Below are 14,571 nucleotides of genomic sequence, written 5' to 3' on the forward strand. Positions count from 1 at the left end.
CCTGTGCCGCCCCAGGCGCCCCGGTCGCCGTCCACCGCGAAGTCACCGACCCGTGCGCCGCACCCACCGCACCCGCGCGCCCTGGGCGCGAGACGCCGTCGGGCCTGCTCCCCCAGCAGGAGAAGCAGGCCCGACGGTTCCTCAGGTGCTCAGGCGATCAGCACGTCAGCCGCACGTGACCGCCGGGTAGGCCACGTCGAAGGCCTCGTAGAAGCCCTGACCGTCCTGCCACTTGTACGCCGCGACGCGTACCGTGCCGGCCGGCACGGACGTGGCGCGGGTGTTGAACGTCTGGGCCGCGATCTTGCCCGGCGCCAGCTTGGTGAACTTCTTCTCCCCGTACGCGGTCGTGTAGCGCACGTCGATCGGGAGCGTCTCGCCGTTGACGGCCTTGACCGAGAGCTGCACACGGCCGCCCACGCACTGGGCCTTCGCGGTCACGTCGTCCAGGACGACGTCGGGCAGGTCCGCACCCTCGACCGTGAGGGCCAGGCGCGTGACCGTACCGCTCGGGGCGGCCACGACGTACACGCCGTACTCGCCGCCCGCGGTCTCCGCCGGGACCGGCACCTCGAGGCTCGCGGCGCCGTTCGTGACCGTACCCGTGGCCACGGCCGTCCCCGGGTTCGCCGGGTCGAACGCCGTGCCCGCAGGCACGAGGTACGCCGAGACGCCCGTGTTGGCCGGGCTGCCGAGCGACGTCAGGTTCAGACGAGAGACCGCCGCCGTGACGGACTCACCTGCGGTGACCGTGCCCAGTCCGTCCGCGACCACACCACGGCGGGCGAAGTCGGGGGCGAGGTCCGGGTGGGTCTGCAGGTAGGAGATCCACGCGTCCCGGTCGATCAGACCCGAGTCGCGCGCGTCCGTGCCCTGCGAGAAGACCCGGAAGTTGTCACCACCGGTCGCGAGGAACGAGAACGTCGCGACCCGGTACGTCTTGGCCGGGTCGAGCGGCTCGCCGTTGATGACGACCGACGTGATGTTGTCACCCGGGGTGGCGTTCACGTCCGCGGTCTTCGCGGTGTAGCTGACGTTGTCCGACAGGCCCAGGGCCAGGTACGGACGCGAGGGGCGTGTGCCGTCCGCGTTGGTCTGCCACTGCTGCTCGAGCATCGTCTCGACCTGCGCGCCCGTGAGGGACACGGTCCACAGGTTGTTGACGAACGGCAGGACCGCGTTGGCCTCGGCGTACGTGATGACGCCGTCCGCGCCGTGGTAGAGCTCGTTGCGCAGACCACCCGGGTTGACGACCCCGAAGTCGGCGCCGCCGCGGGCCGGGTCGGCCAGCGTGTCGCGCAGCGAGGTCGCGACGAGGTTCCCGAGCGTCGACTCCGAGGCACGGTCGTCACGCCCCGTGGACGGCAGCGGGCCCGAGCCCGTGTACGTGCCGTTCACGTACGAGCCACCCAGGTAGGCGGTCGTGATGTCCGCCGTGACCGAGCCGACCGGCTGGGCGCCGATGACCTCGGCCTGCGCGAGCGCCGCGTCGACGATCGTCTTGACCTCGGCCACGCGCGGGTACGTCGCGACGAGCTCGGCGGCAGGCGTCGTGGTGCGCTTGACGTTCTCGACCGAGTAGTCGGTGACCAGGTCGGTCGCGGTGTCGAACGTCAGGCTCACGTGCCCGATGTTCTCGCCGTAGCTGCCGGTCTGCAGGACCGGACGGGTCCGGTCGGTGCCGGGGATCGGCGCCTCCCACGCGTACTGCTTGTGCGTGTGGCCCGTGAAGATCGCCGAGACGCGGGCGTCCGTGTCGTTGACGATCTGCTCGAACGCGCCCTGGTGGGCGAGCTCCTGCTCGAGCGTCGAGCCGTCGGGCGTCCCGGCGCTCGCACCCTCGTGGTAGAGCGCGACCAGCAGGTCGGCCTCACCGTTCGCGGCGTCGCCGTCGCGCAGCTGCGCGGCGACACGGTTCACGGCCTCGACGGGGTCGCCGAAGTCGAGGTCCGCGACCCCGGAGGGGGTCACGAGCGTCGGGGTCTCCTCGGTCACGGCGCCGATCACGCCGACCTTGACGCCGTCGACGTCGATCACCGCGTACTCCGGCAGCGCCGGGTTCGTGGTGCCCTTGGCGTAGACGTTGGCGCCCAGGTAGGACCAGTCGGCCGCGTCGCTCACGCGTCCCGTCAGGTCCGCGAAGCCCTTGTCGAACTCGTGGTTGCCCACCGCGGAGGCGGACAGGTCCAGGGCGTTGAGCACGTCGATCGTCGGCTGGTCGTCCTGCAGCGCCGACGCGAAGAGCGAGGCGCCGATGTTGTCACCGACCGAGAGGAACGCGGTACCCGCCGGGTTGGCGGCGCGCAGCTGCTCCACGGTCCCGGCGAACGCGACGGTGTTCGCGTCGATGCGACCGTGGAAGTCGTTGATCGCGAGCAGGTCGAGCTCCTTGACCCCGCCCGGCTCCTCGCCGCCCAGCTCGAGGCCGACGACGATCGGGTCGTGGTCGGACGAGCGGAACGCCGTGGTGTCGTACAGGTTCGAGACGTTGTAGTTGAATCGGCTGTACTCGTTCGCGATGGGCTCGACCGAGTTGATGTTCCAGATGTCGGTGTCCGTCACCGCAGCGGCGGCACCGGGCGAGGCGAGCACGTGGTCGAGCGAGCCGACGAGGCCGTCGAACAGGTAGGTCTCCTTGCCCGTGGTCGGTCCCAGGTCGACGTAGCCCGCGTCCGTGAGGACCTTGATCGGGTCCTCCTGGGCGTAGGAGTTGAAGTCGCCCGCGAGCAGGACCTTGTCCGTGCCCGCAGCCGTCGACACCTGGTCGGCGAACGTCGCGAGCGCGGTGGCCTGCTTGACGCGCGAGGCGTTCGAGGCACCCTGCCCGTCGCCCTGGTCGGCGTCCGCCCCCGAGCCGGAGCCCTTGGACTTGAAGTGGTTCGCGATGACGACGAAGTCCGTCGAGGGCTCTCCGCCGGCGACCCGGAAGGTCTGGGCGAGCGGCTCACGCGCGTTGTCGAAGGCCGCGACGTCGTGGATGACCGAGGCCCCCACGGTCTCGACGGCCGCCGGGCGGTAGATGAACGCCGTGCGGATGACGTCCTCCGACGCGGGCAGCGCGGCCGGGGAGGGCACGAACGCCCAGGTCCCGGCGCCGGCCGCGGCGTTGAGCCGGTCCGTGAGGGTGGACAGCGCGGCGTCGCGGTTCTTGCCGAACACCTTCGAGTTCTCGATCTCCTGGATGGAGACGACGTCTGCGTCGAGGGCGTTGATCGCCGCGACGATCTTGGTCTCCTGGCGCTGCAGGTTCGCCGCGTTCGCGGCACCGCGGGCGTCGCAGCCCGTGCGGACCGTGATCGGGTTGCCCTCGCGGTCCGTGTAGAACTGGCACCCGCTGACCTGGTCGCCCGTCGTCGTGAAGTAGTTCAGGACGTTGAACGCCGCCACGGTCACGTCGCCGCCCACCGCCTCCGGAGCGTCCGTGCGGGTGTTCGCGAACGTCGCGGGCTGGACCGCGGCCGCGTTGGCCGGGGTCAGCTCGGTGACGGGCTGGAAGTTCCAGCCGTCGAACCGGTAGTCGAGGACCACGGGCGACGTGAACGTCGCGAGCGCGCCGACGCGCACCGGTGCACCACCGGTCAGGTACGGCAGCGGCTTGGCCTTGTTGGCCGCGTTGTTGAAGTTCGTCGTCGCGCCGTCGTCGAGGTTGATCCGGCGGGCGTTCGCGTCGGCGACCGCGGCCGCGGCCTCCGCGCTGCCCGGGCGCCCGACCGACGTGGGCTGCCGCAGCGGCTCCGTGCCGCTCGCCAGGACGACCGAACCGTAGTAGTTCGTGTCGTAGTTGTCGGCGACGACGTAGTCACCGGCCGGCTGGACGAGCATGCCCTCGAGCTTCTCGCGGTCCGCAGCGGTCGCGGGGTACGCGACGTTCGCGGGCTTGACGACCTCGGCCGGGTCCGTCAGGACCTTCCAGCCGGTCGCCGCAGGGGTGACCTGCGTGAGCCCGAAGTACTCCGAGACGACCCCCGTGACCTCGACGTGCTGGCCGACCTGCAGCGCCGTCGCCGCGGCCTTCGAGTACACGAACAGGCCGTCCGACGCGGTGTGCGTCGCGAGGTCGAGGTCGCCGCCCGAACCGGCGGTCTGGATGTAGAGGCCGTCGAAGCCGCCCGAGGGGTAGGTGGCGGTCACGACGCCGCGCGTGGTGACGGTCTGGCCCACGAAGGGGCTCGCGTCGCCCGTGCCCTGGATCTCGGCGATGGTCCTGGCCGTGCCGGGCTCGGGGTCCGGGCCGGGGCCCGAGCCGCCACCGCTGTTCTGCGGGGTCACGGTGCTGCTGACCGCGAAGTCCTTGGAGTTGTCGTCCGTGTCGGCGCCGGCCGCGCGGTTGAGCGAGCCGGGCACGGTGTTGGCCGTGCCGGCAGGGGCCGCCGCGGTCTCGAACGTGTTGGACGTGCCGTAGCCCAGGAGGTCCACGACCTGCGCGTTGCCCACGACGGAGCCGGGCGTGATCGTGATCGCCGAGGCCGACCTGACCAGCGCGAGCGTCCCGTTCTGCCCCTGCGGCGCGATGGTCCCCGTCGCGTCGGGCGTCGGGAGCGCGGCGCCGTTGGCGCCGTTCGACGCTCCCTGCACCAGGTAGTAGCCGCCCGCCTTGATCGTGCCCGTGAGCGGGACGACGCCGTTCGAGGCCCCCGTGCCCGTCGCGGACCGGTACTGGACCGACCAGCCGGTGAGGTCGATGTCCGCAGCCGTGGGGTTGTAGAGCTCGACGAACTTGTTCAGGTAGGGCGCGTTGGCGCTCCCGCCGTTGAGGTACGCCTCGTTGATGACGACGGACGAACCGTCGACCGCAGCAGATGCCGTCCCCGCGGCGACCGTGCTGAGCGCCGCCGTGGCGACGAGCGACGCGGACAGGGTGGCCGCGACCACACCTCTCCTGCGTCGGGACTGATGGTGACTACCGATCACGCTGACTCCTTCGTGTCGTGGCCGGGTTCCCGGCGCGCCCGCCTCGGCGCGGGTGGCGCGGGTGCAGGCTCTGGAATCCAACAGCAGGCTGATGAACACGCGGTGTCCGGCCGGTCTCCACCGGTCGAACGACCACGTCCCCCAGGCGGACGGCACCCTGCGGCCGGGGTGCGCGACGTCGTCGTGCGCGGACCGGTCGACGGGCACCGTCGCCCGTTCGCCTCGCACGCTATCTCACCCAGCGGACACTGCGCACCGGAACGGTCCGCACGCCGACGGCTACGGGCAGGAGCGCCGTGGGCGACGGCCCGGCACGCCGAGGGCGACCTACCGGTCGCGGCGACGAGCGGCCTGCAACGGCAGCAGGGCCGAGATGTCGGACCGCTCCCCCGAGGCGCTGATGCGCCCGTCCGCCACGGCCTCCGCCCACTCGACCGCACCGGTGACGAGGCCGAGCCACGTCTCGGGGTCGGTCTCGACCACGTTGGGCGGGGTCCCGCGCGTGTGTCGCGGGCCCTCGACGGCCTGGACCGCGCCGTACGGGGGCACCCGGACCTCGACCGCGTGGCCGGGCGCGACCTCGGCCAGCTCCTCGAGCGTGAAGCGGACGGCGGTCGTGACCTCGGGGCGTCCGGCGGCTCCGTCCTGCCAGGCGGCGAGAGCGGTGCGGCCGACGGCCGGGTCGGTGCGGCGACGAGGAGGCATGGGTACATCCTCCCGTGCTCGTCGCCGAGCGCCCCTCAGGCGAGCTCGAAGTCGACCCGGCGACGCTCGATCGACGCCTCGAGCAGCCGGACCCGGACGGGGTCGCCCAGCGGCAGGTCGACCCCCTCGACGCTCGCGCGGACCGCAGGCTCGACGATCACGACCTGGCCACGCACCACGCCGGGCCCGTCCGGTGCGTCCGGCCCCGCCGACGTCGACCCGCCGCCCGCCCGCGCGGCCTTCTCCGCGCCCTTGGCCGCCCGGCGGCGTCGCTCCTCGTCGTTCTCGACGTCGACGACCACGGCGTCGAACATCTCCCCGACCCGACCCGCGAGCAGCGCGGCCTCGACGACGTCGACGCTCGCCCGCTCGTACGACCCGGCGCGCTGGCCCGTCCGGGCCATGGTGCGCGGCAACCCCGGCAGGGCGTCGCGCACCCAGGTCGGAACATCCTGCCTCGCGCACAGCGCCAGGCAGATCTCGGTCCCGTAGCGGTCGACCAGGCGGCGCAGCGGCGCGGTCACGTGCGCGTACTCGGCCGCGATCGCGGCGTGCGCGACGTCGTCGGGCGCGCCGGCCGGCTGACCCGTGCCGCCGAACGGCGCGTACGACGCCCCACGGAAGAGCGACGTCGCCTCGTTGAGGAAGGCAGCGTGCCGCGACGTGGCCGAGTCGAGGGTCGCGAGCAGCTCGCCGTAGGACAGGTGCTGGGGCCAGTCGATGCCGAGCGCGCCCGCGGTACGGCGCAGGCGCGCGAGGTCGCGCGGGTCCGCGGCCGGGAGGGTCCGGAAGATCCCCACCCCTCCCGACCGCATGATCCGGGCCGCCGCGATGCCCGTCAGCAGCGAGATCTGCGCGTTCCACCCCTCGACGGGCAACGTCGAGCGGAACTCGAGCCCGAACGACCCGTCCTCGTGCGCCACGACGTCCTGCTCGGGCACGTTGAGGGACACCCCGCCACGCTCGCGCTCGCGCGCCTCGCGCAGCAGGCCGACCTCCCGCAGCAGGTCGAGCATCTGCCCCGCGTCCCCGGCGTCGAGCCGTGCCTGGACCTCCGCGTACGTCAGTCGCGCGGTGCTGCGCACGAGCGCCCGCTCGACCCGGGCGTCGGCGATCTCGCCGCGCTCGTCGAGCGTCACGTGCCAGACGGCGGCAGCCCGGACCGCGTCCGGCAGGAGGCTCGCAGCGGCCTCCGACAGCACCGCAGGGTGCAGGGGAGTGCGCTCGTCAGGACCGTAGAGCGTCATGCCCCGCTCGTTCACCTCGGCGTCGAGAGGTCCACCCGGAGTCACGAAGGGAGCGAGGTCGGCGATCGCGTACCGCACGAGATAGCCGCCGGGCGCACGCTCGAGATGGACCGCCTGGTCGAGGTCCATCGAGCCGGGCGGATCGATCGTCACGAACGGGACGTCGCGCAGGTCCCTCCGACCGCCGGAGACGTCCCGTCGCGCGGCCTCGGACGCCTCGTCGAGGACCGGCCGGGGGAACTCCGCGGGGATCTCCATCTCGGCACGCAGCGAGGCGAGCGCGGACAGGACGGGGTCGACCGCGGGCAGGACGGGGGCGGTGGCGGGCGCGACGCGCAGGTTCCGGGAGGGCACGTCCCCGACTGTAGGCGGTCGTCGGGCCTGCGGACAGGTGGCCGCCCGAGAGAACCGCTCGGGGCGCAGGTCACCTCGACGCACCGAACAGGGGCAGCATCCCGTCCCTGCGGGATCCCCTGGTCGCTCCGCGCGCGGACGCTGGGCAGCAGGCGCCCGGCACGGCCGGTGACCAACGAGCGACGGTCCCGGGTCGTGGACCCGGGACCGTCACTCACTCGTCGGTCGCCTGCTCGCGCCGACACCGCTCGTCGCGGCCTCCCTCAGAGGTCGGCCGTGCCGAAGCGGTCGCGCACCGCGGCGGCATCCCCCGAGGCTGCCGACGACGATGCGAGCTCCTGGCGCACCTCCTCGCGCAACCTTCCCTGGTTCTTCGGGTCGGGTGCCGCCGCGAGGAGGAGCTTGGTGTACTCGTGCTGCGGGTTGAGGATCACGTCGTCCGACGGTCCCCGCTCCACGATGCTGCCACGGAACATCACGATGATCTCGTCGGAGAAGTGACGAGCGGTCGCGAGGTCGTGCGTGATGTAGAGGACCCCGAGGTTCTCCTCGCGCTGCAGACGGGCCAGCAGGTTGAGCACGCCGAGGCGGATCGACACGTCGAGCATGGACACGGGCTCGTCGGCGATGAGGAACCTCGCCCCGGGAGCGAGAGCACGCGCGATGGCCACACGCTGGCGCTGGCCTCCCGACATCTCGTGGGGCCGCTTCTCCGCGAACGCCGATGCCGGAGTGAGGTTCACACGGGTCAGGAGCTCTTCGACCGCGACGTCCACGTCGGCCTGTGTCTTCGCGATCTTGTGGATGCGCAGCGGCCGTTCGAGGTGGTGCCGGATCGAGTGGAAGGGGTTGAGCGAGGCGAACGGGTCCTGGAAGACCATCTGGACGTCGTGCCGGTACGTGGCCAGGGAGGCCCCGCGGTGCGCGCTCGGCGTCCCGTCGAGCAGGATCTGGCCCGACGACGGCGTCTCGAGCTTGGCGATCATGCGCGCGACGGTCGACTTGCCCGACCCGGACTCGCCCACGATCGCGATCGTCTTGCCGGGTTCGAGCGTGAAGGAGATGTCGTCGGCCGCGCGCAGCCTGGTCTTCTTCAGTCCGCTGCGCACGGTGAAGTCCTTGGTGAGGTTGCGGACCTCGAGCGTGCCCATCAGGCCACCTCTTCCGTGTCGTCGCCGGTGCCCGAGCCAGTCCGGACGAACGCACCCCGCTCACCCGTGAGGCTCGGGAACGAGGCGAGGAGCTTGCGTGTGTACTCGTGCTGCGGTTCTTCGTAGATCTGTTCCGAGGAGTTCAGCTCGACAATCTCCCCCTGGAGCATGACGGCGATCCGGTCGCTGATCTCGAGGAGCATCGGCAGGTCGTGGGTGATGAAGACGACCGCGAAGTCGAGCTGTTCCCGCAGGCGCATGATCTCGCGGATGATGCCGCGCTGGACCACCACGTCGAGTGCCGTCGTCGGTTCGTCCATGATCATGACCTGGGGGTTGAGCGCCAGGGCCATGGCGATCATGACGCGCTGGCGCATGCCGCCCGACAGCTCGTGGGCGAAGCTGTTCAGGCGGTTCGGGTCCACCCCGACGAGCTCGAGGAGCTCCCGGCTGCGTGTCAGCTTCTCCTTCTTGGACATCCCCGGGCGGTGGGTGTCGAAGACGTCGAACAGCTGGGCCTTGACGCTGATGACCGGGTTGAGCGAGTTCATGGCGCCCTGGAAGACCATCGAGATCTTGTCCCAGCGGAACGCTCGGAGGGCATCTCCCGACAGGGCCGCCACGTCGATGTCGTAGCCGTCCTTGTCGTGCAGCACGATCTCGCCCGAGGTCCGCAGCGCGGGGGGCTTGAGGAGCTGGTTGAGCCCGTAGGCCAGCGTCGTCTTGCCGCAGCCCGACTCGCCGGCGAGTCCCAGGATCTCCCCGCGGTGCAGGGTGAGCGACACGTCCTTGACGGCCTTGACCACAGGAGTGACCTGGTACTCGATCGAGACGTTGCGCGCGGTCAGCACGGGCACGGCTCCCGGCCCGACGCCGGCGTCCCCCGCAGGCTTCGTGGACACGGCACTCATGCGTTCACCTTCTCGTCGTCTCGGGCCGATGCGTCGACCGGCGCCTGCGTGGAGGACGTCGAACCCGGGGTCGTGCCTTCTCGCCGGTTCTTCCGTGCGACCCGCACGCTCTTGACCGCGGCGGGCGCGCTGCGCAGCCGCGGGTTGATGATCTCGTCGATGCTGAAGTTCAGCAGGGCCAGACCGCAGCCGAAGAGCGCGATCAGGAGGCCCGGCGGCACGTACCACCACCAGCTGCCGTCGAGGAACGCGTTCTGAGCGCGTGCCTCGCTGAGCATGGTTCCCCAGGTGATCGAGCCCGACGGGCCGAGACCCAGGTAGGACAACCCCGCCTCGCCGAGGATCGCCAGCAGGACCGCGCCGAGGAACTGGGCCGTGAGCAGCGGGAGCAGGTTCGGCAGGATCTCGACCAGGATGATCCGTCCGGACTTCTCCCCCGCGACGCGCGCTGCCGAGACGTAGTCCCTGGAGCGCAGCGACTTGGCCTGCGACCGCAGGACGACGGCGCCTCCGGCCCAGCCCGTCAGGCCGAGGACGAGGGCGATGACGGCGAGCGAGCGGCTCTCGAGGTACGCCGAGATGACGATGATCAGAGGAAGCCCGGGAATCACGAGCATGACGTTCGTGACGAACGACAGGACGTCGTTGGTCCACCCGCCCGAGTATCCCGAGACGACTCCGAAGAACAGCGACAGGACGACCGCGATGATCCCGGCGAGGAGGCCGACCATGAGCGAGCCCATGCCCCCGTGCGCCAGCTGGGCGAAGATGTCGGCGCCGCTCGCGGTGGTCCCGAGGAGGTGCTCGGAGCTCGGAGGGAGCCTGGACGGGTTCTTGAGGTAGCGCGGGTCCTGGCTCAGGAGTGGTGCCACGATGGCGAACGCCATGATGCCGAGCGTCAGGATCAGGCCGATGAGCAGCTTGCCCGAGAACGGCGGGAGCATCGCGCGCAGTCCGCGCTTGGGAGGGGGCGCACCGTCGTCGGAGGTCTTCACGAACTGGTCCGGCGTCGTGGGAGGAACGTCCGGCACGACGCCCGGGGTGCGTTGCTGAGGCGGAAGACCGTCGACCACGACCGATGCCGCCGGGGCGGCGTCGACAGCGGGGGTCACGATCTCGGCGTCGCGGATGTCGTCGTCAGGCATTGCGCGTCCTCGGGTCGATGAAGCCATAGATCATGTCCATGAGGAAGTTGGCCGCCAGGACGGCGACCGTGATCACCAGGAACACTCCCTGCATGAGTGCGTAGTCGTTCTCCCGGACCGCGTCGGTCAACAGCTTGCCGAGCCCGGGGTAGGAGAAGACCTCCTCCATGACCACGGATCCGGCGACCACGAAGCCGAGCGAGATGCCGAACCCTGCGATCGACGGGAGTGCTGCGTTGCGGGACGCGTAGGTCCGGGCGATCCGCATGGGGCGCAGCCCCTTGGCCTCGGCCGTGGTGATGTAGTCCTCGGAGAGCGTCGCGACCATCATGTTGCGCATGCCCAGGAGCCAACCGCCCACGGACGAGATGATGATCGTCAACGCCGGCAGGGTGCCGTGGTAGATCACGCTCCCCACGAACGCCCACGACCACTCGGGCCCGTAGTCGAAGCCGAAGATGTCGTAGCCCCCGATCACCGGGAACCACTCGAGCTTCACGGCGAACGTCGAGATCAGGATGAGGGCGAGCCAGAAGTACGGCAGGGCCTGGAGGAGGGTCGAGGCGGGGATGACGTGGTCGACCCAGGTCCCTCGCTTCCAGCCCACCCAGGCTCCTCCGGCGATGCCGAGGATGAACGAGATGATGGTCGCGATGCCCATCAGCCCGAGCGTCCACGGCAACGCGGTGGCGATCAGCTCCGTCACGGGCTTGGGGAAGAACGTCGTCGAGACGCCCAGGTCCCCGTGAAGGATGTTGTTCAGGTAGGACACGTACTGGTCCCACAGACTGCTGTCGTCCTCACCGAAGAGGAGGTCGATGCTCTTCTGCATCCCGGGGGTGATCTCGACGCCCTTCCTCATCAGCTTCTCCATGAAGAGCTGCTTCGGGTCGCCGGGCATCATTTTCGGGATGGCGAAGTTCAGGGAGATGGCGGCCCACAGGGTGATCAGGTAGAACGTGATCCGCCGGGCGAAAAACCTCATCGTGCTGTCTCCTCGTTGATCGACGCTCCTCTTCGGCGAGACGGCATCAGCTGGTGACCGGCTCGAGCTTCGAGAGGACGACGCCGAGCGAGACCGTGCTCCACGACGGCGGGAAGGCGTACAGGTTGTCGTCGGTGGGCCAGCCCGTGAAGTCCTTGGTGTCCATGAAGGTCTGGCTCGCGTTCACGACGATCGGGATGTAGGGGAGGTCGCGGACGAGCTCCTTCTGGATCGTGGCGTAGGCGGCCTGCTTGGCGGCCTCGTCGTTCGTGGCGGCGGCCTCGGCGACGGCTGCGTCGAGCACGGGGTTGGAGTAGCGAGCGAAGTTGAAGTCACCGGACTCGAGCGCGGTGCCCACGGGCTTCGTGTAGTCGGTGGACAGCCACTGACGGTAGATCTGGAACGGGTCGTCGAGCGACGGGCCCGTGATGCCACCGACCATGAGCTGGAAGCTGCCGGCGACGCGCATCTCGGACATCTCCGGCTGCGTCACCTGCTCGTGCGTCACCTTGATGCCGGCGTCTCCGGCTGCGGAGGCGACCAGGTCACCGACGGTGTTGTAGTCGGTCCAGCCTGCGACCGTGATGAGGGACAGCTCGACCTTCTGGCCGGCCTTCTCGTAGATGCCGTCGGCGCCCTTGGTGTAGCCGGCGTCCTCGAGCACCTTGGCGGCTGCGGCCGGGTCCGCCGTCTGCGGGCTCTCGGCGTCGACGTCGGGCGAGATCCAGCGGTCGTCACGACCGAGGAGGGCGAACGTGGGCGAGATCGTGGCGGCCTGTCCGGCGAACGCCTTCTCGTTGATCTCGGTACGGTCCACGAGCAGGTCGAGCGCCTGGCGGACGGCGACGTCCGTCTGCGGCCCGGTGCAGCCCTGCGCCGTGGTGGAGCACGTGTACAGGACGGTCGGGTCCTGAGGGGTGTTGACCATCGAGAGCCGGCCCGGGCCCGTGATGCGCTCGGGGTCCGGGACGAACATCGCTGCCCAGTCGACCTTGCCCGTGGTCAGGAGGTTCTCGGCGCTCTGGTTCTCGTCGATGCCCAGGTAGCGGACCTTCTTGACCTTGGGGGCGCCGTCCCAGTAGTCCTCGTTCGCGACGACCGTGTAGCTCGCGTCCGTGATGGCGTCGAACTTGAACGGTCCCGTGCCGACGGGAGCCTCGTTGGCCCAGGTCGCCTTGTCGGCGACGTCCTTCCACAGGTGCTCGGGGACCATCAGCGTCGTCCCGAGGAACTGGACCTCACCGGTGAACTGCGGCGAGTTGAAGGTCAGCTTGACCGACGTGTCGTCGACCTTCTCCGCCGACTCCAGGAAAGGGCTCTTCGCTGCGTCGTTGGTGAAGGAGAAGACGACGTCCTCGACCGTGAACGGCTTGCCGTCGGTCCACGTGACGCCCTCGCGGATCGAGATGGTCAGCGACAGGCCGTCCTCCGACCACTCGAACGTGTCGCCCAGGCGGGGCTCCGGGGGGCCGGCCTTCGCCTTGTTGTAGTGGAAGAGCGGCTCGTAGATCGCGCCGTTGGCCGCGTGGAGCGGGTTCGGAGCGTAAGGGTTGAAGTTCGCCACGACCGGCGTCTGGGTCCCGGCCCAGACGTTGAGGACGCGACCGTCCCCACCGTTCCCGCCGTCGCCCTTCTCGCTCCCGGAGCTGGAGCAGCCGGCCGCGAACATCGTCACACCGGTCACCAGGGCAACCGCCGTGAGCAGGCGCTTGCGCGCCACGCTTCGAATCATCATTGGTCCTCTCGAGTCGTCAACGCGTCGTCACGCTGATCGGCCGCTCGCCACCGTGCGAGCTCGTGGCAGGAACACTAACGAATCGAGGACGAGGTTCCGACCAATACAACAGGAAAGTTACCTAAATGAAATCTCGCCGACCTCTGGACCCTCACGAACGGCTAGATCCTGCGGATTCCGGCAGGGTGCCCCGATGCCCCGTCGGTGTGCAGGACACAACGCGGCGGCCCGACGGACACGGTCGTGCCCGCCCGACCGCCGTGGGAACGCTCCCGACGGATGGCCCCCTAGAGGCTCGCGACCGCCGCGTCGACCGCGGCCCGTGCCGCGCGCGCGACGTCCAGGTCCGTCACCTCGTAGCCGGCCCCTCCCCCGCCGCCGGGCCCGCCGTCGTCGGACAGCGTGCGCTTGGCCGAGAGGTGGACCGCGTCCACCCCGGCGCCGACGAGCGCCTCCACGTCCTGCGGGCGCACTCCCCCGCCCGCCTGGACCTGCACGCGTCCGGCGACGTGCCGTGCCATCTGCCCCAGCCGCTCCACCCCGTCGATGCTGCTCGGGGCGCCGCCCGAGGTCAGGACGCGGGAGACACCCAGGCCCGCGAGGAGGTCGAGCGCCGCCGTGACGTCCTCGACCACGTCGATCGCCCGGTGGAACGTCACCTCGCGCCCGTCCGCGGCGGCGACCAGGGCCCGCACCGCGTCCGCGTCGACCAGACCGTCCGCCGTGAGCGCGCCGATCACGACACCGGACGCCCCCGCCGTGACAGCGGCCCGGACGTCCCTGACCTGCACGTCGAGCTCGGCCGCGCTGAACACGAACCCGCCCGGGCGTGGGCGGATCAGGGGATGCACCTCGACGGGCGCGGCGTCACCCGCCGCCTCGACCGCGGCAGCGACCGCCGCCTCGACGAGCCCGATGCTCGGCGTCAGCCCGCCCGTCGCACCCAGCGCCGCGCACAGCTCGACGCGCTGTGCGCCGACCAGCGCGGCGACCCGCACGCCGTCGGTGTCCTGGACTGCGATCTCGAGGGCGACCTCGCGTGCCATGTGGGGATGCTCCTTGGGTCGGGGCGGCGCACCGCAGCGCACCGGGTCAGCGGTCAGCGTAGTCCCGCCGACCTCGCGGGCGCGAGCACGCCCGGACCCTCGCCGACCCTGTGGCCGGGACCTGCGGCCGAGGGGTCGGGGCGCCGCGACGGCGAGCGCCCGCGACCCGGCCCGACGGCGCAGCGTGCGCCCCGTCGTCGGGCCAGGTCTCCCTGCCCGGCGCGCGGCTCGGGCCGTCGCGCGACGTCTCTCGTCGACCGGGACGGCGCACTCGGCGATCGCCCCGCCACGCACGCCGACGGGAGCGGTGCCCTCCGCGGGTCACGTGACACGCGGAGCGCACCGCTCCCGTCGATCGGTCAGGGCCGAGGGCCCTGGCGG

General features: G+C 70.9%; 9 protein-coding genes and 1 pseudogene. All 10 read right to left on the minus strand.

All coding sequences use genetic code 11. The features are described from left to right. Positions 1–165 precede the first annotated feature (165 nt). On the minus strand, positions 166–4,872 hold the full coding sequence (locus JOD49_RS08695) for an ExeM/NucH family extracellular endonuclease (RefSeq protein WP_205306813.1): 4,707 nt from the start codon (positions 4,870–4,872) through the stop codon (positions 166–168). Between the two features lie 366 nt (positions 4,873–5,238). Further along, on the minus strand, positions 5,239–5,616 hold the full coding sequence (locus JOD49_RS08700) for a sterol carrier family protein (protein ID WP_205306815.1): 378 nt from the start codon (positions 5,614–5,616) through the stop codon (positions 5,239–5,241). A gap of 35 nt (positions 5,617–5,651) precedes the next feature. Beyond that, positions 5,652–7,217, minus strand: a complete 1,566-nt coding sequence (locus JOD49_RS08705; protein WP_205306817.1) for an RNB domain-containing ribonuclease — start codon at positions 7,215–7,217, stop codon at positions 5,652–5,654. A 263-nt stretch (positions 7,218–7,480) separates the two neighbouring features. Further along, a complete protein-coding gene (locus JOD49_RS20930; RefSeq protein WP_425566329.1) occupies positions 7,481–7,825 on the minus strand; it encodes an ABC transporter ATP-binding protein in 345 nt (114 codons plus the stop codon). A 15-nt stretch (positions 7,826–7,840) separates the two neighbouring features. After that, a pseudogene (locus tag JOD49_RS20935) lies at positions 7,841–8,284 on the minus strand (ATP-binding cassette domain-containing protein); the annotation flags it as partial. A gap of 83 nt (positions 8,285–8,367) precedes the next feature. Then, positions 8,368–9,279 (minus strand): ABC transporter ATP-binding protein, encoded by a 912-nt coding sequence (locus tag JOD49_RS08715; protein ID WP_205306821.1) that lies wholly within the window; start codon positions 9,277–9,279, stop codon positions 8,368–8,370. After that, on the minus strand, positions 9,276–10,424 hold the full coding sequence (locus JOD49_RS08720; protein WP_205306823.1) for an ABC transporter permease: 1,149 nt from the start codon (positions 10,422–10,424) through the stop codon (positions 9,276–9,278). The genes JOD49_RS08715 and JOD49_RS08720 overlap by 4 nt, the downstream gene beginning before the upstream one ends. Further along, on the minus strand, positions 10,417–11,409 hold the full coding sequence (locus JOD49_RS08725; RefSeq protein WP_205306825.1) for an ABC transporter permease: 993 nt from the start codon (positions 11,407–11,409) through the stop codon (positions 10,417–10,419). Before JOD49_RS08725 ends, JOD49_RS08720 begins: the two co-directional genes overlap by 8 nt. A 46-nt stretch (positions 11,410–11,455) precedes the next feature. Continuing rightward, entirely contained in the window at positions 11,456–13,129 is a 1,674-nt protein-coding gene (locus JOD49_RS08730; protein ID WP_307822458.1) for an ABC transporter substrate-binding protein, read from the minus strand. A 302-nt stretch (positions 13,130–13,431) separates the two neighbouring features. Further along, the gene (locus JOD49_RS08735; RefSeq protein WP_205306826.1) at positions 13,432–14,190 is read right to left on the minus strand and encodes a copper homeostasis protein CutC; all 759 of its coding nucleotides are present in this window, start codon (positions 14,188–14,190) and stop codon (positions 13,432–13,434) included. Positions 14,191–14,571 lie beyond the last annotated feature (381 nt).

The organism is Oerskovia jenensis, assembly GCF_016907235.1.
Classification (GTDB): domain Bacteria; phylum Actinomycetota; class Actinomycetes; order Actinomycetales; family Cellulomonadaceae; genus Oerskovia; species Oerskovia jenensis.